The organism is Streptomyces sp. WG5 (assembly GCF_049974565.1).
Lineage (GTDB): Bacteria > Actinomycetota > Actinomycetes > Streptomycetales > Streptomycetaceae > Streptomyces.
In genome coordinates, this window is record NZ_JBNGGC010000018.1 from 62,841 (window position 1) to 84,287 (window position 21,447).

At 70.9% G+C, this 21,447-nt stretch carries 17 protein-coding genes, 1 pseudogene and 1 riboswitch; of the genes and pseudogenes, 11 read left to right on the plus strand and 7 right to left on the minus strand.

Going from position 1 to position 21,447, the window contains the following annotated elements:
- The first annotated feature begins 24 nt into the window (after positions 1-24).
- From ACP4IX_RS20480 to rarD, 7 genes are all read left to right on the plus strand, one after another.
- Positions 25-1,254, plus strand: coding sequence for a sensor histidine kinase (locus tag ACP4IX_RS20480; protein ID WP_426522332.1), 1,230 nt, complete (start codon positions 25-27; stop codon positions 1,252-1,254).
- Positions 1,255-1,722: 468 nt separating this feature from the next.
- Positions 1,723-3,090 carry a sensor histidine kinase gene (locus tag ACP4IX_RS20485; RefSeq protein ID WP_426522331.1) on the plus strand — a complete coding sequence of 456 codons (1,368 nt, stop codon included), beginning with the start codon at positions 1,723-1,725 and terminating at the stop codon, positions 3,088-3,090.
- 431 nt (positions 3,091-3,521) lie between these two features.
- Entirely contained in the window at positions 3,522-4,181 is a 660-nt protein-coding gene (locus ACP4IX_RS20490) for a response regulator transcription factor (RefSeq protein ID WP_426556348.1), read from the plus strand.
- Between the two features lie 282 nt (positions 4,182-4,463).
- The gene (locus tag ACP4IX_RS20495) at positions 4,464-6,392 is read left to right on the plus strand and encodes a 2-oxoacid:acceptor oxidoreductase subunit alpha (RefSeq protein ID WP_426522330.1); all 1,929 of its coding nucleotides are present in this window, start codon (positions 4,464-4,466) and stop codon (positions 6,390-6,392) included.
- Positions 6,385-7,464, plus strand: a complete 1,080-nt coding sequence (locus ACP4IX_RS20500) for a 2-oxoacid:ferredoxin oxidoreductase subunit beta (protein WP_426522329.1) — start codon at positions 6,385-6,387, stop codon at positions 7,462-7,464. Before ACP4IX_RS20495 ends, ACP4IX_RS20500 begins: the two co-directional genes overlap by 8 nt.
- A 207-nt stretch (positions 7,465-7,671) precedes the next feature.
- The gene (locus ACP4IX_RS20505; protein WP_426556290.1) at positions 7,672-8,526 is read left to right on the plus strand and encodes an SDR family oxidoreductase; all 855 of its coding nucleotides are present in this window, start codon (positions 7,672-7,674) and stop codon (positions 8,524-8,526) included.
- A gap of 213 nt (positions 8,527-8,739) precedes the next feature.
- Entirely contained in the window at positions 8,740-9,786 is a 1,047-nt protein-coding gene (gene rarD, locus ACP4IX_RS20510) for an EamA family transporter RarD (protein WP_426556291.1), read from the plus strand.
- 67 nt (positions 9,787-9,853) lie between these two features.
- Here the strand turns inward: rarD and ACP4IX_RS20515 are convergent, their stop codons facing one another.
- Positions 9,854-10,435 carry a CGNR zinc finger domain-containing protein gene (locus ACP4IX_RS20515; protein WP_426556292.1) on the minus strand — a complete coding sequence of 194 codons (582 nt, stop codon included), beginning with the start codon at positions 10,433-10,435 and terminating at the stop codon, positions 9,854-9,856.
- Between the two features lie 108 nt (positions 10,436-10,543).
- On the opposite strand from ACP4IX_RS20515, the gene ACP4IX_RS20520 reads away from it, so the two are divergent.
- Both ACP4IX_RS20520 and ACP4IX_RS20525 read left to right on the plus strand, forming a co-directional pair.
- Positions 10,544-11,020, plus strand: a complete 477-nt coding sequence (locus ACP4IX_RS20520) for a VOC family protein (protein ID WP_426556293.1) — start codon at positions 10,544-10,546, stop codon at positions 11,018-11,020.
- A 23-nt stretch (positions 11,021-11,043) separates the two neighbouring features.
- Positions 11,044-11,622: pseudogene (locus tag ACP4IX_RS20525) on the plus strand (M28 family peptidase); the annotation flags it as partial.
- A gap of 147 nt (positions 11,623-11,769) precedes the next feature.
- Here the strand turns inward: ACP4IX_RS20525 and ACP4IX_RS20530 are convergent.
- Complete coding sequence (locus ACP4IX_RS20530; RefSeq protein ID WP_426556294.1) at positions 11,770-13,380, minus strand: tetratricopeptide repeat protein; 1,611 nt, start codon at positions 13,378-13,380, stop codon at positions 11,770-11,772.
- 313 nt (positions 13,381-13,693) lie between these two features.
- On the opposite strand from ACP4IX_RS20530, the gene ACP4IX_RS20535 reads away from it, so the two are divergent.
- The gene (locus ACP4IX_RS20535) at positions 13,694-14,299 is read left to right on the plus strand and encodes a flavodoxin family protein (RefSeq protein WP_426522322.1); all 606 of its coding nucleotides are present in this window, start codon (positions 13,694-13,696) and stop codon (positions 14,297-14,299) included.
- Here the strand turns inward: ACP4IX_RS20535 and ACP4IX_RS20540 are convergent.
- The 4 genes from ACP4IX_RS20540 to ACP4IX_RS20555 form a co-directional block, all read right to left on the minus strand.
- Positions 14,289-15,227, minus strand: coding sequence for an ABC transporter permease (locus tag ACP4IX_RS20540; protein WP_426556295.1), 939 nt, complete (start codon positions 15,225-15,227; stop codon positions 14,289-14,291). The genes ACP4IX_RS20535 and ACP4IX_RS20540 overlap by 11 nt on opposite strands.
- Positions 15,214-16,200: an ABC transporter ATP-binding protein gene (locus tag ACP4IX_RS20545; protein WP_426522320.1), complete on the minus strand. Its 987-nt coding sequence runs from the start codon at positions 16,198-16,200 to the stop codon at positions 15,214-15,216. The genes ACP4IX_RS20540 and ACP4IX_RS20545 overlap by 14 nt, the downstream gene beginning before the upstream one ends.
- A 107-nt stretch (positions 16,201-16,307) precedes the next feature.
- The gene (locus ACP4IX_RS20550; RefSeq protein WP_426556296.1) at positions 16,308-17,534 is read right to left on the minus strand and encodes a LolA family protein; all 1,227 of its coding nucleotides are present in this window, start codon (positions 17,532-17,534) and stop codon (positions 16,308-16,310) included.
- A 310-nt stretch (positions 17,535-17,844) separates the two neighbouring features.
- The gene (locus ACP4IX_RS20555) at positions 17,845-18,855 is read right to left on the minus strand and encodes a polyprenyl synthetase family protein (RefSeq protein WP_426522318.1); all 1,011 of its coding nucleotides are present in this window, start codon (positions 18,853-18,855) and stop codon (positions 17,845-17,847) included.
- A gap of 689 nt (positions 18,856-19,544) precedes the next feature.
- Positions 19,545-19,712, plus strand: a riboswitch (cyclic di-AMP (ydaO/yuaA leader).
- Between the two features lie 5 nt (positions 19,713-19,717).
- On the opposite strand from ACP4IX_RS20555, the gene ACP4IX_RS20560 reads away from it, so the two are divergent.
- A complete protein-coding gene (locus ACP4IX_RS20560) occupies positions 19,718-20,215 on the plus strand; it encodes a transglycosylase SLT domain-containing protein (protein WP_426522317.1) in 498 nt (165 codons plus the stop codon).
- Positions 20,216-20,481: 266 nt separating this feature from the next.
- Here the strand turns inward: ACP4IX_RS20560 and ACP4IX_RS20565 are convergent, their stop codons facing one another.
- Positions 20,482-21,291, minus strand: a complete 810-nt coding sequence (locus ACP4IX_RS20565; protein ID WP_426522316.1) for an HAD family hydrolase — start codon at positions 21,289-21,291, stop codon at positions 20,482-20,484.
- Between the last annotated feature and the right edge of the window lie 156 nt (positions 21,292-21,447).

The window sequence follows — 21,447 nt, forward strand, 5'->3', positions numbered from 1 at the left end:
GCTCCGCACGGCACGCTGACTCGTATGACCGAACGTCTCTCGACACCGCCCCCTGCCGGCAACACCGGGGCAGCGCCCGGTGACCGCCTGCCGCCGGCGCGTTTCGCCTACGACTGGCACACCTGGAAGGAGATCTCCCACCTGCTGGCGAATCTCCCGGTGTCGCTGCTCGGATTCACTTACGTCGTGGCGATGCTGGCGGTCGGCGTCGGGTTGACGGTCACGGTGATCGGGTTCCCGCTGCTGGCTGCCGGGCTGCTGGGCGCACGGCAGTTGGGCAAGCTGGAGCGGGCGCGGGCGCGGGCACTGCTCGGGGTGCGGGTGGACGAACCGAGCCGGTTGCCGTGGCGGAAGGGGGACGGGCTCTTCGCACAGTTGTGGATGTCGTTGAAGGACCCGGTGGGCTGGCGCACCGTCCTGTACGACGTCATACGGCTCCCCTGGGGCATCCTCACTTTCGTCATCACGTTGACGTCGCTGTTCGTGCTGTGGCCGGTACTGCCGTTCATCGCTCGGGGCCTGGCCAACGCCGACCGGGCGATGGTGCGCGGACTGCTGTCCCCGTCCGACGAGCTGGAACGGCGGATCGCCGAGCTGGAGTCGGACCGGGGGGTCGTGGTGGACACGGCGGCGGCCGACCTGCGCCGCATCGAACGCGACCTGCACGACGGAGCACAGGCCCGCCTGGTCAACTTGGCCATGGGACTGGGCCTGGCCAAGGAGAAGCTCCTGGAGGACCCCGACGCGGCGGCGGCCATGGTCGACGAGGCGCACGGCGAGGTGAAGCTGGCCCTGCAGGAGTTGCGGGACCTGGCCCGGGGCATCCACCCCGCCGTCCTGACCGACCGCGGCCTGGACGCGGCGCTCTCCTCGGTCGCCTCCCGCTGCACCGTACCGGTCAAGGTGACCGTCGACCTGGCGGAGCGCCCCGCGGCGGCCATCGAGGGCATCGCCTACTTCACCGTCTCCGAACTGCTGCAGAACATCAGCAAGCACAGCGGGGCGCATTCCGCGTCCGTGGAGGTGTGGCGGTCGTCCGACCGACTGCTCATACAGGTGGGGGACGACGGCCGCGGAGGCGCACGCCTCGACGGCGGTACGGGGATGAAGGGCCTCGCCGAACGGCTGACAGCCGTTGACGGCCTCTTCGTCGTCGACTCGCCCGAGGGCGGCCCGACAGCAGTCACGGCCGAACTGCCGTGGCGCGACCGCGAGGAGGCCCGGGACACCTCCCGCGCCTCCACCACGAGGTAACGGACCACGAGACAGCTGAGCGTGCCGCCCACCCCGACACCCGGCGCGGGGGCGGCTCGGGCACCGTCGGGACCGACGGGACAGCTCGGACACCACCGAGCGATGGCGAGACGTCAGCGGCACACCACGGGCACGCCGGCACACCCCGCTCCATCCCCAGCCCCAATCCCAACCCCAGCCCCAACTCCAACTCCAACCCCAGCTGTATCCCCGCCCCATCCGTATCTTCGGGCCCCATCCGCATTTCCCCAGCCCCGTCCCTGTCCCCACCCAACCCATCGGCATCCCCACCCCCGTGCCCAGACCCTCTTTTCGCCGCCCCTCGGGGGTGGGGAAGACCCCAGCCCCGAGGGGGTGGGGAAAACCCCCCTCTTGAGACGCCGACGAGCTCCATGGCCCGTGAGCGGGCGGTCGAGGAGGGTGGAGTTACGACAGCACAGCCGTAGGACGAGGAGAAGGACGGCACCGATGGCCACGGAATACGGACAGAGTTACGGGTTCGGGAGCGGGCCCGACTCCCTTGGAGGCACCGGTGCGAGGCGCCACCGGCTGCCGGCAGGGCTGCGGGCACCGTTCGAGGCACGCAGTTGGCGGGAATTCGGCTACGTGCTGCTGAGCCTGCCGATCGGCATCCTGCTCTTCACGTACGCCGTCACGATGATTTCGCTGGGGGCGGGCCTGCTGGTGACGTTCCTGGGCGTCCCGGTGCTGGCGGCGGCCCTCGCCGGATGCCGTGCCCTCGGCGCGATGGAACGGGCGCGGGCCCGCGCCCTGCTGGGTCTCGAGGTGTCCGACCCGGAGCCGCTGCGAATGAAGAAGCAGGGCGCGATGGGCTGGATGGGAGCCGTACTCAAGAGCGGCACCTCCTGGCGGAGCGTGCTGTACGCGATGTTGCAGTTCCCGTGGTCGGTGTTCTCGTTCGTCGTCGCCGTCAACGTCTGGGCTTTCGGCTGGGCGATGCTGACATACCCGCTGTGGTTCTGGGTGTTCCCGATGTACGTCGGTCAGGACGGGCTCCAGCTGTACGGCGACCAGACGCACCGGATCTACTTGGACAACCCCTTCGAGATCACCATGACCGCGATGGTCGGCCTGCTGTTCACGCTGGCGACGCCGTGGATCGTCCGGGCACTGACGACGGTGGACCGGTTGATGGTGCACGGGCTGCTCGGGCCGTCGTGGCTGGCGACGCGGGTGGTGGAGCTGGAATCGGGCCGGGGGGTCGTGGTGGACACGGCGGCGGCCGACCTGCGCCGCATCGAACGCGACCTGCACGACGGAGCACAGGCCCGCCTGGTCAACCTGGCCATGGATCTGGGTCTGGCCAAGGAGAAGCTGAGGGAGGACCCGCAGGCGGCGGCGGTCATGGTGGACGAGGCGCACGGCGAGGTGAAGACGGCGCTCCAGGAACTGCGGGACCTGGCCCGCGGCATCCACCCCGCCGTCCTGACCGACCGCGGCCTGGACGCGGCGCTCTCCTCGGTCGCCTCCCGCTGCACCGTGCCGGTGCGGGTTGAGGTCGACCTGGAGGAGCGGCCGGCGTCGGCGATCGAGGGCATCGCGTACTTCACGGTGTCGGAGCTGCTGCAGAACATCAGCAAGCACGCGCGGGCCACGTCGGCCGCCGTGGAGGTCTGGCGGGTGGAGAACCGGCTGATGCTCCAGGTCGTGGACAACGGCGTGGGCGGAGCGGCCGTGGGAGCCGGGTCGGGGCTGGCCGGACTGGCGGAACGGCTCGACGCGGTGGACGGCATCCTCGTCGTGGACTCGCCGGCCGGCGGACCGACGCGGGTGACGGCGGAGCTGCCGTGGCGGAACGATCCGGTGGCCGGGTGAGCCGCCACGGCACGCACCGCTGACACCCCCACGGCCGCCCCGCACGCTCCACGCCACGCCACGACCGCCAGGTCGCGACCGCCAGGTCACGACCGCCACGTCGCGCTGTCACGTCGTGGCACGCCATGGCGGCGTGGCACGTCGTCTCGTCGTGTCGCGCCGTGTCGCGCCGTGTCGCGCCGTGTCGCGCCGTGTCGCGCCGTAGGCCGGTAGTGCCGGCCCCTCTCCCCGAAACCCCGACGGCGTGATCGGAAACCGGCCATCGAGCAGCCGGACCCGGACTGACGCATCGCTCTTCCCGTTGCCCGAACCCATCCGGCCCCCGATGGTGGAATGCTGGACCTGTCGCACAGACGGTTCGTGGACGCGGCGCGGGCCGCGCGAGCCACGCGACGACAGGCTGTGGGGGGCCGAAGATCGTGGAGGACAGAGTGCGGGTGGTCATCGCCGAGGATTCAGTGCTGCTCAGAGAGGGGCTGACCCGGTTGCTGACCGACCGCGGGCACAACGTCGTCGCGGGTGTCGGTGACGGTGAGGCACTGATCAAGACCATCACCGAGCTGAACTCGCAGGGCGAGCTTCCGGACGTCGTGGTGGCGGACGTACGGATGCCGCCGACACACACCGACGAGGGTGTGCGCGCCTCGGTGCAGCTGCGCAAGGCACACCCCGGTCTCGGGGTACTGGTGCTGTCGCAGTACGTGGAGGAACGCTACGCCACGGAACTGCTGGCCGGTTCGAGTCGCGGCGTCGGCTACCTGCTCAAGGACCGGGTGGCCGAGGTGCGGGAGTTCGTGGACGCGGTGGTGCGCGTGGCGCAGGGCGGTACGGCCCTGGATCCGGAGGTGGTCGCGCAGTTGCTCGGGCGCAGCCGCAAGCAGGACGTCCTCGCGGGGCTGACCCCGCGGGAGCGGGAGGTTCTGGGCCTCATGGCCGAGGGCCGGACCAACTCGGCGATCGCCCGGCAGCTCGTGGTGAGCGACGGGGCCGTCGAGAAGCACGTCAGCAACATCTTCATGAAGCTGGGTCTGTCCCCGAGCGACGGTGATCACCGTCGGGTGCTGGCCGTACTCACGTATCTCAATTCCTGACATCAGCAGCCCACATCTCGGAAAGCAGCCGTCGGTCCCGGCGGACCGGCTGCCTGTCCGAGCGCACGAGGAGCCGAAGTACGAGCAGGGTGCGTCTGCACGGAAGTCACGAGGGTCGGAGGGCTGGGAAACCATGGAATGCCAGGGCGGCGGGCCATCGGGAAGTCGTGTCCATCATGCGAATGTCCACCGGAAGTCAACCTCTGCGGACGTAGGGTTGATGCTGGGACGGTCGGTGGGAGACCGGTCCCCTGACAGCCGCCTCGAGGGAGGTCCAGTTCAGTGACCAGCCAGGTCAGCAGCCCAGCGGAGCAGGCCGACGGAACCGTCGTGGGAGAGCAGCGCAAACCGGTCGGGGCGAAGGCAGTCCGCCGGCTGGACCGGGTGATCATCCGGTTCGCGGGGGACTCGGGCGACGGGATGCAGCTCACCGGCGACCGTTTCACCTCGGAGACCGCGTCGTTCGGCAACGACCTGTCGACGCTGCCGAACTTCCCCGCCGAGATCCGGGCACCCGCCGGCACCCTGCCGGGTGTCTCATCGTTCCAGTTGCACTTCGCCGACCACGACATCCTCACCCCGGGTGACGCGCCCAACGTGCTGGTCGCCATGAACCCGGCCGCGCTGAAGGCGAACATCGCCGACCTGCCGCGAGGTGCGGAGATCATCGTCAACACGGACGAGTTCACCAAGCGGGCGATGCAGAAGGTCGGTTACGACTCGTCGCCGCTGGAGGACGGTTCGCTCGACGGCTACCACCTGCATCCGGTGCCGCTGACCACTCTGACCGTCGAGGCCCTCAAGGAGTTCGACCTCACCCGCAAGGAGGCCGAGCGCAGCAAGAACATGTTCGCGCTCGGGCTGCTGAGCTGGATGTACCACCGGCCCACCGAGGGCACGGAGAAGTTCCTGAAGGCCAAGTTCGCGAAGAAGCCCGACATCGCCGCGGCGAACATCGCCGCGTACCGGGCGGGCTGGAACTTCGGTGAGACCACGGAGGACTTCGCGGTCTCCTACGAGGTGGCTCCGGCGTCCACGGCTTTCCCGCCGGGCGTGTACCGCAACATCTCCGGGAACCTGGCCCTGGCCTACGGCCTGATCGCCGCCTCCCACCAGGCCGACCTGCCCCTCTTCCTCGGCTCCTACCCCATCACCCCGGCGTCGGACATCCTGCACGAGCTGAGCCGGCACAAGAACTTCGGCGTGCGGACCTTCCAGGCCGAGGACGAGATCGCCGGTATCGGTGCCGCGCTGGGGGCCGCCTTCGGCGGATCACTCGCCGTCACCACCACCAGCGGCCCCGGTGTGGCACTGAAGTCCGAAACGATCGGGCTCGCGGTCTCGCTGGAGCTGCCGCTGCTGGTCGTGGACATCCAGCGCGGCGGCCCCTCGACCGGCCTGCCCACCAAGACCGAGCAGGCCGACCTGCTGCAGGCGATGTACGGGCGCAACGGTGAGGCGCCGGTCCCCGTCGTCGCCCCGCGCACCCCGGCCGACTGCTTCGACGCCGCGCTGGAGGCCGCGCGGATCGCGCTGACCTACCGCACCCCGGTCTTCCTCCTCTCGGACGGCTACCTGGCCAACGGCAGCGAGCCGTGGCGGATCCCGGAGCCGGACGAGCTGCCGGACCTCGCGGTGCAGTTCGCCCAGGGCCCGAACCACACCCTGGACGACGGCACGGAGGTGTTCTGGCCGTACAAGCGCGACCCGCACACCCTCGCCCGCCCCTGGGCCGTGCCGGGCACCCCCGGGCTGGAGCACCGGATCGGCGGCATCGAGAAGCAGGACGGCACCGGGAACATCTCGTACGACCCGGCCAACCACGACTTCATGGTCCGCACCCGCCAGGCCAAGATCGACGGCATCGACGTCCCGGACCTCGTGGTCGACGACCCGGACGGGGCGAGGACCCTGGTCCTGGGCTGGGGTTCGACGTACGGGCCCATCACCGCCGCCGTGCGCCGGCTGCGCGGCGCGGGGGAGGCGATCGCGCAGGCGCACCTGCGTCATCTCAACCCCTTCCCGCACAACCTCGGCGCGGTGTTGAAGGCGTACGACAAGGTCGTGATCCCCGAGATGAACCTCGGCCAGCTCGCCACCCTCGTCCGGGCCGAGTACCTGGTCGACGCCACGTCGTACAACCAGGTCAACGGCATGCCGTTCAAGGCGGAGCAGCTCGCCACGGTCCTGAAGGAGGCCATCCATGGCTGAGACGTCCACGGAAGGTACGGGCACGATCGAGGCGCTTTCCCTCGTCCCCAGGGCAGAGGGCAAGCAGTCCATGAAGGACTTCAAGTCCGATCAGGAAGTCCGCTGGTGCCCCGGCTGCGGCGACTACGCCATCCTCGCCGCCGTACAGGGCTTCATGCCCCAGCTCGGCCTGGCGAAGGAGAACATCGTCTTCGTCTCCGGCATCGGCTGCTCCTCACGGTTCCCGTACTACATGAACACGTACGGGATGCACTCCATCCACGGCCGGGCCCCCGCCATCGCCACCGGACTGGCGACATCCCGCCGCGACCTGTCCGTCTGGGTCGTCACCGGAGACGGCGACGCCCTCTCCATCGGCGGGAACCACCTGATCCACGCCCTGCGCCGCAACGTCAACCTCAAGATCCTGCTGTTCAACAACCGGATCTACGGCCTGACCAAGGGCCAGTACTCCCCCACCTCCGAAGTCGGCAAGATCACCAAGTCGACCCCGATGGGCTCCCTGGACGCGCCCTTCAACCCGGTCTCCCTGGCCATCGGCGCGGAAGCCTCCTTCGTCGCCCGCACCGTCGACTCCGACCGCAAACACCTCACCGAGGTCCTGCGCCAGGCCGCGGAGCACCCCGGCACCGCCCTGATCGAGATCTACCAGAACTGCAACATCTTCAACGACGGTGCCTTCGAAGCCCTCAAGGACAAGCAGCAGGCCGAGGAAGCCGTGATCCGCCTGGAACACGGGCAGCCCATCCGCTTCGGCACCGGCGGGGGGAAGGGCGTCGTCCGCGACCCGGCCACCGGCGACCTGAAGGTCGTCACCGTCACCGCCGACAACGAAGCCGACGTCCTGGTCCACGACGCCCACGCCGTCTCCCCCACCACCGCCTTCGCCCTTTCCCGCCTCGCGGACCCCGACACCCTGCACCACACCCCCATCGGCGTGCTGCGTTCCGTCGACCGGCCCGTGTACGACGCCCAGATGTCCGACCAGCTCGACCAGGCCATCGAGCGGGACGGCAAGGGTGACCTCGCCGCCCTGCTGGCGGGCGGCGACACCTGGACAGTCGTCGGCTGAGACCGGCGGCGGTTCCCCCAGGGAAGAGGCCCGGACGTTTCCGTCCGGGCCTCTTCCCATGCCATCGGCGCTCCATCGCGCGGCTCCACGTCCCCACGGACTTACGCACACGTAAGTAACTTACTTTGAAGTGGGCGCTTTCCAAAAGAAAGCGCCGCTTTTAAGGTGGGTGTCATCGACCCCCCACACACAAGGAGTACGGAAGCCATGAGCATCGTCGTCACCGGAGCCACCGGACACCTCGGACGCCACGTCGTGCGGCACCTGCTGGAGAAGGTGCCGGCCGACCAGGTCACCGCGGTCGTCCGCGACCGCGAGAAGGCCGCCGAGCTCGCCGACCGTGGAGTACGGCTCGCGGTCGCCGACTACAACGCCCCCGAGACCTTCGACAACCTGTTCACCGCCGGCGACCGGGTGCTGCTGATCTCCGGCAACGAGTTCGACAAGGGCCGCGTCCAGCAGCACACGGTCGTGATCGACGCGGCCAGGAAGGCCGGTGTCGCCCTGCTCGCCTACACCAGCGCCCCCGGCAGCCTCACCGCCGCGCTCGCCGACGACCATCGCGCGACGGAGAAGGCGCTGGTCGACTCGGGCGTGCCGTACGTGCTGCTGCGCAACGGCTGGTACCACGAGAACTACACCGAGCAGCTCGCCCCCGTCCTGGAGCACGGCACCGTCGTGCAGGCAGCCGGTGAGGGCCGGCTCTCCTCCGCCTCCCGCGCCGACTACGCGGCCGCCGCCGTCGCCGTACTGACCGGGGACGGCCATGAGAACAGGTCGTACGAGCTGGGCGGCGACGAGGCCTGGAGCTTCGCCGAGTACGCGGCCGAGCTGAGCCGGCAGACCGGCAAGGAGATCGTCTACAGCCCCGTATCCACCGAGGCGTACACCGGCATCCTCACCGGTGCCGGGCTGCCGGGGCCACTGGCCTCCGTCCTCGCGGGCGTGGACGCCGCCATCGAGAGGGGCGAGCTGGTCGTCTCCACCGGTGACCTGTCCCGGCTGACCGGACGCCCGACCACGCCGCTCGCCGAGGCCGTCGCCGCCGCGTTGAAGGACTGACCTGCACGCAGAGCCAGACCTCCACGCAACCACGCGGGGCCGGCTCTGCCGCGGCCCCCACCCCGCACCACCGCAACACCCGGGCCCGAACCCCCGCATCCGCCCGCCTGTCATGACCGTATGCCGATACGGGCATGACAGGCGGGCGGGTGCGGCGTTACCTTCTCCTTGCATGCGTCTTCCCGGCATGCCGTACGCGAGAAGGAGGTGCCCGTGGCCGGGTCTTCGAGGAGTGAGCAGCGCATAGGCCTGGTGAACGGCTTCGCGGCATACGGGATGTGGGGGCTCGTTCCACTGTTCTGGCCGCTGCTCAAGCCTGCCGGAGCCGGGGAGATCCTCGCCCACCGGATGGCGTGGTCCCTGGCCTTCGTCGCCGTCGCCCTGCTCGTCGTACGACGCTGGGCCTGGGCCGGCGAGCTGCTGCGACAGCCGCGCAGGCTCGGTCTGGTCACCGTGGCCGCCGCCGTCATCACCGTCAACTGGGGCGTCTACATCTGGGCTGTGAACAGCGGCCATGTCGTCGAGGCCTCGCTCGGGTACTTCATCAACCCGCTGGTCACCATCGCGATGGGCGTGCTGCTCCTGAAGGAGCGGCTGCGGCCCGCGCAGTGGGCGGCTGTCGGGACCGGCTTCGCGGCCGTGCTCGTCCTCGCCGTCGCCTACGGCCAGCCCCCGTGGATCTCCCTCTGCCTGGCCTTCTCCTTCGCCACGTACGGCCTCGTGAAGAAGAAGGTCAACCTCGGCGGCGTCGAGTCGCTGGCCGCCGAGACGGCCATCCAGTTCCTGCCCGCGCTCGGCTACCTGCTGTGGCTCGGCGCCCAGGGCGACTCCACCTTCACCACCGAGGGCGCGGGGCACGCGGCGCTGCTCGCCGCGACCGGCCTGGTCACCGCCGTCCCCCTGGTCTGCTTCGGCGCTGCGGCGATCCGCGTGCCGCTGTCGACGCTGGGACTGCTGCAGTACCTCGCCCCGGTCTTCCAGTTCCTGCTCGGCGTCCTCTATTTCGGCGAGGCCATGCCGCCCGAGCGCTGGGCCGGCTTCGGGCTGGTGTGGCTGGCGCTCACCCTGCTCACCTGGGACGCCCTGCGCACCGCCCACCGGACCGCCCGGACGCTCAGGGCACAGCTCGACCGAACGGGCGACGGCGTACCCCCGGTCAAGGAAAGCACCGTACAGGCGCCGCGGGTCGTGGCCTCCGGCGTACCGGCGCCCGGCACCTCGGGGTCCGAACAGCTGGACACCCCGGCGGGGAAGCCGTAACCCTCCGGCCTCCCCGTCCGGTTCCCCGCCCACTCCGCTCTCCGCTCCGTCTTCGCTCCCCGTTTCCTCAGCCCTTCCCGGGCTCCCGCCGCGCGCGGTGCGCCCGGGCCTTCTCCCTGTTGCCGCAGTGCTCCATCGCGCACCAGCGGCGGCGCCCCGGACGCGAGGTGTCGACGAAGAGCAGGTAGCAGTCGTGCGCACCGCACTCGCGGATGCGGTCGGCGTACGGGCCGGTGAACAGCTCGATCGCGTCACGCGCGACCGTCGACAGCAGGCGGGCACCCGTGGCACCCGGGGCCCAGCCACGGGTGCCGTCCGCCTCCATACGGGTGACGAGCGGAGGGCCGGCCGCGGCGGCGTTGACGGCGTCGAGGTGACCGGGCCGGAGCGGACGTCCATGGGCGCGGTCCGCGGTGAGCACGAAGAGGGCGTCCCGCAGGACCCGGGCCCGCTCCACGTCGGTCCCGTCCACCGCCAGGTCCAGTCCGTCCGGCAGTCGGCTGCGGTCGGCCCAGGCCGCCAGGTCTGCGGGCTCGTGCAGCACCTCCCAGCGCGCGAAAGCGCCCGGCCCACCCGTCGTCAGCAGTTCGAGGCAGAGCGCACCCGGGTCGAAACGGTACGGCTTGCCCTCGTGCGACAGCAGCGTCATACCAGGAGCAACGGGACTGCCAGGAGTACCGGAGTCGCCAGGGCCACCCGGGGACGGTTTCGGCGATTCCGCTGACCGCTCACTCATGTAACCAGTATAACTGGTTACATGACATCGACCCCGGGCACGCCTCCCGCTCCACTGCATTTCAAGATCGTCGTCGACGCGGCCGCCCCGCACGCACAGGCGGACTTCTGGGCCGCGGCCCTCCACTACGAGGTGGAGGACAACAGCGCGCTCATCGAGAAGCTGCTGGGCTTCGGGGCCGTACCGGCCGAGCTGACCGTCGAGTCCCACGGACGCCGCGCCTGGCGGGACCTCGCCGCCGTGCGGCACCCGGACGACCCCTACCAGGAGGAGAGCGGCACCGGACTGGGGCGGCGACTGCTGTTCCAGCGCGTACCGGAGGGCAAGACCGGCAAGAACCGGATCCACCTCGACCTGCACCCGGGCGAGGGATCGCGCGAGGAGGAGGTCGCCCGGCTCGAGGCGCTGGGAGCGAGCGTTCTGCGGCAGGTGAAGGAGCCGGGCGGGGAGTGGGTGGTGATGGCGGACCCGGAAGGGAACGAGTTCTGCGTCCACTGAGAAACGATCACGGGCGCGGACGACTGGACAGTGTCTCCTCCGGCCCGGGCATCAACGACAACGGCTCCGGCTCGGCGGCCGTCCTGGAGACCGCGCTCACCGTGGCCCGGTCCGGTCACCAGCCCGCCAAGCACCTGCGTTTCGCCTGGTGGGGAGCGGAGGAACTGGGACTGGTCGGGTCGCGCCACTACGTCAACAGCCTCGGTTCCGCGGGCCGCGCGAAGATCAGCGGCTATCTGAACTTCGACATGATCGGCTCCCCCAACCCCGGCTACTTCGTCTACGACGACGATCCCACGATCGAGAAGACCTTCAAGGACTACTTCACCGGCCTCGGCATCTCCACGGAGATCGAGACCGAGGGCGACGGCCGCTCCGACCACGCACCCTTCAAGAGTGCGGGGGTGCCCGTCGGCGGCCTCTTCAGCGGCGCCGGCTACCGCAAGACGTCCGCGCAGGCGGCCACATGGGGCGGCACAGCGGGCCTGCCGTTCGACCGCTGCTACCACTCGTCCTGCGACACCACCGCCAACATCGACGACACGGCACTGAACCGCAACAGCGATGCCATCGCGTACGCGATGTGGGAACTGTCCCAATAGGGCATACGTCCCGCGGCGGTCCATCCGGCCCGGGGCTGCCGAACGGCCGGTCGACGAACCAGTCAGCCTGCCGGTCGACGAAGCCCCGGCCGGTCGACGAAGCCAATCAGCCGGCCGGTCGGTCTGCGCGGCCGGCGGGCCGGACGGTCAGCCGGTCTGCGTGCGGACGCGTCCGGCGAGGCGGCCCATCCGGGTGCGGGCGGACTCCAGCCGATCTGCGTCCTCGGCGGCCGGGCCCTCTTCGGCGGCGAGTTCGCTCCACAGGCCGACCAGGTCGTGCCCCATCTCCAGCCCTCGCGCCGCGTCCCGTACGGCGCGCCAGGCGGTGGCCGCGCTCTGGACGTTGCCGTAGGCGGCCTCCTGGTCGCCTGCGCGGCGGTGCGTCCGGGCCAGGTCCAGGGAGAGACGGAAGGCTCGGTCCGGGTCGCCCGACAAGTACGCGATGTACGCGCTGAGTTCTCGGAGCCGGAGCACTTCCGGGTGCTCCGGCCCCAGCGCTTCCGACGCCTCCGTCACGGCTTGTTCGGCCAGCTGGGCCGCCACCTCCGTACGCCCCTCCCTGACGGCCTCGTTGATCCGGCCCGTCGGCTCCGCGAGGAGCGCGGGCGTGGTGGCGTCACCGGGCGCGGTGAGCGGCCCGTCCCCGAGCACGGCCTCGGCCACGGCGTCGAAGCCGCGGGCGGGGGTGGGGGTGGGCTTGTGGTCGGGGACGAGGTCGGCAACCGGTTCAGGGACGAGGGCAGGCCTTGGGGCGGTGAGCCGCTCCGGCGCGGCGGCCGTCCGGGGCCGGGCGACGGACTGAGGCCCGGGCAGGGACTGGGGCCCGGGCAGGGACTGGGGCCCGGGCAGGGACTGGAGCCCGGGCAGGGACTGGAGCCCGGGAACGAACTGAGGCCCACGGAGCGACTCACGCCCACTGACCGGCCCGGGCGCACGGACCGGCTCAGGCGCGGGGACCGGCTCAGGCGCGGGGGTCGACTCAGACACACGGACCGGCTCGGACGCAGGGGTCGGCTCAGAAACGGGTGCCGGCTCGGACGCGGGTGCCGGCTCGGACGCGGGTGCCGGCTCGGACGCGGGTGCCGGCTCGGACGCGGGTGCCGGCCGGCGCCCGACGGCAGACCCGGGCTCGGCGACCCGCCCGGTCGCCGTCTGCGGTCCCGCACCTTCGGGAGTGTCGGTCGCGGGGGCACCGTCCATCCGGGGCGGCGGCCCGAACTCTCGCGTCGGCGGTGCCACCGTCCCGGGCGCCGCCGCGCTCCCGGCCGGTTCCGGCAGAGCCCGCAGCGTGAACGTCGGTGCGGATTCGCCCGCCGGCGTCCGCTGCGGCTCGGGCACCGCCGGCGGACGGAACGCAGGGGCGCCGTCCCTCACCGGCTCCACCGGCCGGAGGGCGTACGGGGACTCGTCCCGTCGTACCGCCGGCTCCTCGGGAGCCGTCGGCACCGGTTCCGCGGCGAGGTGGCTGGATCCGTCGGGGTCGACCCGGAGCGGGACTGCATAGCCGATGCGCTCGTCGTGGATCGTGGCGAGGACGGGAAGGCCGGCGGCGACGGCGAGGCGGTGGAGGCGGTTCAGGACCGCGTTCTGGATCTCCTCGCCGGGGGCCGCGACGACCAGCGCCCCGTCGACCGACGCGCTGCGTGCGCCGGGGCCGGCCTCCGGCACGCGGACGTCGATCGGCGTCGCCGCCGCAGGGGCGGGTGAGCGCCCCGCACCCTCGTGGACCCGCTGCTTGTCGCGGCCGAGTCGAGACATCGTTCCCCCACTCATCGGCGGCTTCCGTCGGCGGCCTGTTCGCCTGCCGTCCAGAGCCTGTCATGCCTGTCGTGCCTACCTGTCATACACCTACCGTCGAGTCTCGCCGCTCGCTCGCGATTCTCACGTCACCGGGCTGTCACAGGCTCGTTCCAGGAGGTCACGCCCGTATCGGGAGGTCGACGCGGGCCGGCCGCGCGGGGGATCTCGGGCGGGGTGCTCCGAGCCGGCCCGAAGGAGAGACAGAAGTGCATGCACATGCATATGATGCATGTGCTGGTATCCGCGCACGCCGATGACTCCGGGGGACCTCATGACCCGCCGTTTCCTCTTCCTGCTGGGCAGCAGCCGTCCCGAAGGCAACACCGAACTGCTCGCCCGCCGCGCCGCCGAACAGCTTCCCGCGCACGTCGAGCAGCGCTGGATCGCCCTGGCCGAGCATCCGTTGCCCGAGTTCGAGGATCTGCGGCACGACAGCGACCACGTGCGCCCCACGGACGGCACCGCGGGCCTGCTGCTCGATGCCACCCTCACCGCCACGGACATCGTGATCGCATCGCCGCTGTACTGGTACTCGCTGTCCGCGCCGGTCAAGCGCTACCTCGACCACTGGTCCGGCTGGCTGCGCACCCCCGGCCTCGACTTCAAGGCGACCCTGGCCGGCCGCACCCTGTGGGGCGTGACCGCGCTCGCACACCAGGAGCAGGAGGTCGCCGACCCGCTGATCGGCAGCCTGCACAACTCGGCGGCCTACATGGGGATGCGCTTCGGCGGCGTGCTGCTCGGCAACGGCAGCAGGCCCGGTGACGTCCTGAAGGACACCGAGGCACTGGCCCGCGCGAAGACCTTCTTCGCGCAGGAGGCGCCGCTCGCCCGTTTCCCGTACGAGCGGGCGGCGGACACCGCTCCTACGAGGTGATGTCCTTGGCCGTGAACCGAGCCCAGGCTGCCGAGCCGAACACCGCCGCGTAGAGGGCCTGGAGGCCGAGGTTCTTCACCAGGTCGTCCCAGTAGACCGGCTCGCGCATCAGGTCTGCGAAGGACAGCCAGTGGTGCGAGAAGAAGTACGGGTGGAGCGCGTCGAGCTGCGGGATCTGGTCGAGGATCTGGATGGTGATCAGCAGCCCGACCGTGGTCGCCATCGCCGCGATGCCGCTGCTCGTCAGGGTCGAGACGAACAGACCGAGGGCCGCGACGCCGACGAGTGAGGCGGCCACGACCAGGGCGATCAGCAGCGCGCGCCCCAGGCCCTCCAGGTAGGTGATGCGGGTGCCGGAGATGGTGGTCAGATCACCGACCGGGAACAGCAGCGCCCCGACCGCGAGCGCCGAGACCGCGACCACCAGCGTGGCGGCGACGCAGAAGGCGATCACCGTGGCGTACTTGGCGAGCAGCAGCCGGGTGCGGCCGGCCGGGGCGACCAGGAGGTAGCGGAGCGTGCCCGCGCTCGCCTCGCCCGCGATCGCGTCGCCCGCGACGACGCCGACGGCCATCGGCAGGAAGAACGGGAGGGTAGCGGCGAGCGCGGTGAAGACCAGGAACAGACCGTTGTTGCTGATCTGCGAGATGAACGCCGGTCCCGCGCCACCACCGCCACCACCACCGCCACCGCCGAACGACGCCCCGTCGCTCGTCTCGATCTTCACGGCGATCCCCACCAGGACCGGCACGGCGGCCAGCACGCCCAGCAGGGCGAGGGTGCGCCAGCGCCGGAAGGTGATCAGCACTTCGCTGCGCAGCAGTCCCAAGGACCACAGCGGACTCGGGCCACGCACCGCCCGCGCCACCTCGGTCTGTGACACCTCGGCCTGCGCCACCTCGCTCTGTGACACCTCAGCCCGCGACATCGAAGCCCTCTCCGGTCAGCGCCACGAACGCGTCCTCCAAGGAGGCCCGTTCCACTGCGAGGCCCCGGACCCTGACACCGGCCGTGACCAGCGCGGCGTTCAGGTCGGCGAGGTCACGGTCGGGTGGCTCCGCCGTCACCCGGTCCTCGGCGACGACCACGTCCCCGGCCCCCTGTTCCTTCATCACCCGGGCGGCCTCCCCCGTGTCCGGCGTCGTCACCACGAGCCGGCGGCGCGCCCCGGCCGCCAGGTCGGCGACCGGGCCCTGGGTGAGCAGCCGCCCCCGGGCCATCACGGCGGCGTGCGTGCACACCTGCTCGATCTCGTCCAGCAGGTGGGAGGAGAGGAAGACAGTGGTTCCGTCGGAGGCCAGTTCGCGCACGAGCGCGCGGATCTCGCGCATGCCCTGGGGGTCGAGCCCGTTGGTCGGCTCGTCCAGGACCAGGAGGCGGCGCGGCTGGAGCAGTGCCGCGGCGAGCCCGAGGCGCTGCTTCATGCCGAGCGAATACGCTTTCGCCTTCTTGCCGGCGGCGGCCGCGAGGCCCACCCGGTCCAGCGCCGCCGCGACGCGCTCGCGCCGGGTGCGCGGGTCGGCGGTCGGGTCCGCCGCGTCGTAGCGCACCAGGTTGTCGCGTCCGGAGAGGAAGCCGTACAGGGCCGGGCCCTCGATGAGGGCACCGACCCGGGGCAGTACGGCGCGGGCGGCACCCGGCATGGTCCGGCCCAGCACCCGGGCGGTGCCCGAGGTCGGTTCGATCAGACCCATCAGCATGCGGATGGTGGTGGTCTTGCCGGAGCCGTTGGGGCCGAGGAAGCCGAAGACGCTGCCCGCCGGGACGGTCAGGTCCAGACCGTCGACGGCGAGCTGGCCGCCGCGGTAGCGCTTGGTCAGCGCACGGGTGGCGATGACGGCGTCGTCCGTGCCGCTCTCCTGGCCCGGGCCCACCGGTTCCGTGGCGGACGGTTCGGCCATCGGCTCCCTCACTTCGTGATCGCTCCTACGCGCTGACGCCCCGGGTGCCCGGCACCCCCGATGCCGGGCACCCGATGCCCGGCGCCCGGGGCTCTTGCCGCCGACGCTTACTGGGCCGCGTCGGCCGCCTTGACCAGCGCGTCCTTGGTGACGGCACCCGCGTAGACCTTGCCGTCGTCCGTGATCAGGGCGTTGACCAGGCGGGTCTTGAAGACGGTACCGGAGCCGAAGTCGCCCTTGACCTGGTCGCCGAAGGAGCCGAGGAAGCCACCGAGGTCGCCGCCCGCGGAGGCCGTGGGCAGGCCCTGACCGCCGGTGTCGAAGGTGGCGATCGCGTTCCAGCCCTCGCCGATGACCTCCGGACCGCCCTGCTCCTTCAGGCCGTCCATCTCCTCGCCGAGGTCACCCCCGGCCCGCCCGCGCTCCGGCGCCTCGGCCACCTCGTCAGCCTCGGTGACCTTCGCACCCTTGGGCGGGGTGAAGTCGAACGTCGAGGCGTCCGGCTTCGCGAAGCTGACCTGGGTGAAGCCCACGTCGACGACCGCGGCACCGCCGCTCGCCGGAGTCAGCGTGAACTTCAGCGGCATGCCGGTCTTGGCGTCCACCGCGACGCTGATGGCGCCGACCGTGGAACCGGACTGCTTGGGCTTGATCATCAGTCGGTAGGCGTCCCGGCCGGCCACCTGCGCGGTGCCGTCGACGGTCACGGAGGTGGTGTCGTCGACCGCCTTGAGGGCCTGGTCGGCGAAGTCCTTCGGGGTGGCCGGCACTTCCTCCTCCGACTGCTCGGCGCTGCCGGACATGGTGGAGTGGTAGACCTCGTTGGACTTGCTGTCGTAGCCCCACACGTCCTTGCCGTCGTGGATCAGGCTGTACTCGGCGGCGTTCTCCAGCAGCGACAGTTTCTGCCGGTCGGGGCCGTCGGCGGCGACCCGGAGCGTGTGGGTGCCGGTCACCAGCCCGGTGAGCTTGGCCGACGGGTCGGCCGCGGAGCCCTCCTCGTCGCCCCCCGGACCCGAACCGCCGGACATACCGGACAACAGGCCGCTCTCCAGGCCGCCGAGGTCCGGCAGACCCAGGTCCGTGCTGATCTTGACCGTGCCGGACAGCTGCTGGACGTCCGACGTGGCGATCTTCTCGATGAGCTGCTCCGCCGTGACCTTCGGAAGGTCCGGATCCCCGGAGTCCGCGATCGCCGGGACGAGGCCGATCGTCGCGGCCGCCACTCCCATCACCGCGACCGGAACGACGTACCGTGCGGCCCTGCGCCGCCCTGCCCGCAGACCCTCGTCCGCCCCGGCCGTCGTGTTGTCGTCGGAATCGATCGGTGCCATGTGTGCCCTGCCTCCTCGTCGGCGGCGGCTTTCTCGCGACCTCGCACTCGTCAACCCGTGAGCCGCCATTCTCACCCGAATCGGTGAGGATTGGTGTTTCCGTGGTGTCCATCTGACCAAATCGGCCAGGCGGAATCGTCAGACCGCGGGCTCAACTCCGCCTACTCCTGCGGGATGACACGGAGGGGCCACGACTCCCCCGGCCCGTAGGGGGTGGGCTGTACAGCCGTACGCCGCCCATCGCCGACGTACGCCGCCGTCCGCCCTGCGGCGCGGTCCCCCCGGCGCAGGTCACGGGCGGCCAGGATGTTCAGCCGGCCCGGTGCACCACGGCGTCACACAGCTCCACCAGCGCGGCCTTCGCCTCGCACTCCCTGAGCGGGGCCAGCGCCGCCCGGGCGTCCTTGGCGTACCGCACCGTGTCGCGTCGCGCCTGCTCCAGCGCGGGGTGGGCGCGCAGCAGCCGCAGCGCCTCCGCGTGCCGCGCGTCGTCGCTCAGGTCGGAGCCCAGCAGCTCGCACAGGGCGATGTCGTCGGCCAGCCCCAGTCGGGCCGCCCGCTCGCGCAGCCGCAGCACCGGAAGGGTCGGGATGCCCTCGCGCAGGTCGGTGCCGGGCGTCTTCCCCGATTCCTGGGAGTCGGAGGCGATGTCCAGGACGTCGTCCGCGAGCTGGAAGGCGACGCCGAGCCGTTCGCCGTACTGGGTCAGCACGTCCACGACCGTTTCGTCGGCGCCGGACATCATCGCGCCGAACCGGCAGGAGACCGCCACCAGCGATCCCGTCTTGCCGCCCAGCACGTCCAGGTAGTGGTCGACGGGGTCCCGGCCGTCCTGCGGCCCCGCCGTCTCCAGGATCTGTCCGGTGACGAGCCGCTCGAACGCCAGTGCCTGCACGCGGACCGCCTCGGGCCCGAGGTCGGCGAGGATCTGGGAGGCGCGGGCGAACAGGAAGTCGCCGGTGAGGACCGCGACCGAGTTGCCCCAGCGGGTGTTGGCGCTGGCCACACCACGCCGCACGGCGGCCTCGTCCATCACGTCGTCGTGGTAGAGGGTGGCGAGGTGGGTCAGCTCCACGACGACGGCCGAGGGCACGATCCCGGGGGCATAGGGGTCGCCGAACTGGGCCGAGAGCATGACCAGCAGTGGCCGGAATCGTTTGCCGCCGGCCCGCACGAGATGCTGGGCGGCCTCCGTGATGAACGGAACCTCGCTCTTGGTTGCCTCAAGCAACCCTTCCTCGACAGCAACCAATCCGGCCTGGACATCGGCTTCCAGAGCCTGGTCCCGCACGCTCAGCCCGAACGGCCCGACGACGGTCACGAGGGGTCTCCTGTCTGCTGGTGTCTACTGGCGATTACCTGGTTTGTCGATAGGTCGCTGCCACCACTCGAGCCAGCGTATCCGGTCACCTTTCGATCACCGCTAGCGCCCACCGTTACAGGCCGGTCGGTATCGGATCATGAACAGTATGTTTTTGATCAGGCGATATGAGCAGACATTGATCGACATCGCCAGGGCCAGAACCCGCCACTGAAGATCACATCATCCCTCCCAACGGCTCGCACTCCGGATACGTCACCCACTCGGCTCTCCCTGCCCCCACCCCCGAACGGATGCCCCCGGGACACACGGAAACACCGATCAGGGCGGGGTCGCACACCGGGTGCGCGCGACAGCGGGCCCGCTCGGCCGTCGGTCAACACCCGAAGCTCTCCGCCCTACGGGCAATTGACCCACAGTTGATCCCAATGCCCGATTTGCCACACTTGTCGATGCGGGTGAGTTGACTCACTCCTCCACACCCCCGGGCAACCATGCCGCCGGCTGTGCCCTCCCTTTGTGCCGCAAGGCAATTGGCCCTTGGTGGCCGCAAAGGATCAAGTACCTCAAACCCCCCAGATCAAGGTCAACAGGCGCGTTGGGTGATTCCTGCACTTGTTTCGGACATGTGCTCTCGCATACGTTCCCGGCCTGTCGGGCGGACGCCGAATCCTGCCACCGCCCGGACGCACAGTCATCCGCCAACACACTCGCAGGCAGGAGCGGGGGACCCAGGTAAGTCGCCGCACCGGTCACCACCGGAGCGGCTCGGGGTGAAGCCGTGTCCGTCAGGACCCGGCCGGGCACCTCCCCGCCCGAACCCGACAGCTCACCTCGCAGGCGTAAGGAGAGGGACTCACACATGTCTGCCAACGGTCAGAACCGTCACGCCCGGACCAGCCGCCTCGCCCGCAAGCTCGCCGTGGCCGGCACCGGCGCCGCCGTGCTCGCCCTGCCGCTCCTCGGCGCCACCGGCGCGTCCGCGGCCACCCCGGCCACCCCGGCCGCCGCGACCGCCACCACCGCGGCGACGACCTACCCGGACAACCTCGACGGCTGGATCCGGGAGTCGCTCGACATCATGGCCCAGCACGGCATCCCCGGGTCGTACGAGGGCATCCACCGCAACATCATGCGGGAGTCGTCCGGCAACCCGTTCGCCATCAACAACTGGGACATCAACGCCATCAACGGCACCCCGTCCAAGGGGCTGCTCCAGGTGATCGCGCCCACCTTCGAGGCGTACCACGTGCCCGGCACCTCCTGGGACCCGTACGACCCGGTCGCCAACATCACCGCGGCCTGCAACTACGCGGCCGACCGGTACGGCTCGATGGACAACGTCTTCGGCGCGTACTGACAGGCACTGGCACAGAGGCCCGAGGCCTGAGGCCCGATCCACTGAGCCGCTGAGCCACTGACCACTGAGCCACTGAGCCACTGAGCCACTGGCAAGGAGGCTCCGGCCGAGGACTCCGACAGGAAGTCCTCGGCCAGGGGCCCCAGCCAAGGCCGACTCCAGCCACGAGGCTCCGGCCGAGGCAGCTCCTCGGCCGAGGGGGCTCCGGTCAGAAGGCTCTCCGGTCAGGAGGCCCCGATGAGGTCGATCCGGCCGAGGGGCTCCGCTCAGGACGCTCCGAAGACCCGCTCGAGGACGACGGCCACGCCGTCGTCCTCGTTCGTCGTGGTGACCTCGTCGGCCACCGCCTTGAGTTCGGGGTGGGCGCCGGCCATGGCGACACCGTGTGCCGCCCAGTCGAACATGGGGATGTCGTTGGGCATGTCCCCGAAGGCGATCGTCCGCCGTCGGCTCACCCCCAGCCGCTCGGCGGCCAGTGCCAGGCCGGTCGCCTTGGTGATGCCGCACGGCTGGAGCTCGACCGTTCCCGGCCCCGACATGGTGACCGTGGCGAGGGAGCCCACCACCGCGCGCGCCGTCGCCGCCAACTCGTCGTCGGACAGGTCGGGGTGGCGCAGCAACACCTTGCTGATCGGCGTGGACCACAGTTCGTCGCGCCGCTCGACCCGCACCGCGGGCAGCGTCGGGTGGGGCATCAGGTACCCGGGCTCGATGAGCGTGAGGCCGTCGACGCCGTCCTGGTCGACCGCGGCGTGCACCTGCCCCACCTCGGCCTCGATCTTGCCGAGTGCGGTCTCGGCCAGTTCCCGGTCCAGCGTGACCGACCACAGCATCCGGTTGGCGCCGGCGTCGTACACCTGCGCACCCTGTCCGCACACCGCGAGTCCCGTGCAGCCGAGGCGGTCGAGCAGGGACCGCACCCGGGGCGCCGGCCGCCCCGTCACCACCAGATGCCGCGCACCGGCCCCCGCCGCCCGCGCCAGCGCGGCCAGCGACCGGTCGGAGACGGTGTCGTCGCCGCGGAGCAGCGTGCCGTCGAGGTCGGTGGCGACGAGTGAATATGCGGTGCGGTCCATGATCAGAGAATACGGACACCGCACCTGTCCGACTCACCCGCGATCGCATCCGAGCGAGGACGCGCGAGTACGGCACGAGTCCGCACGAGTACGGCCTACAGGCGCACGAGGACGCACGAACCTGTCCGAAACCTGGCACATCATCGACTAAAGCCG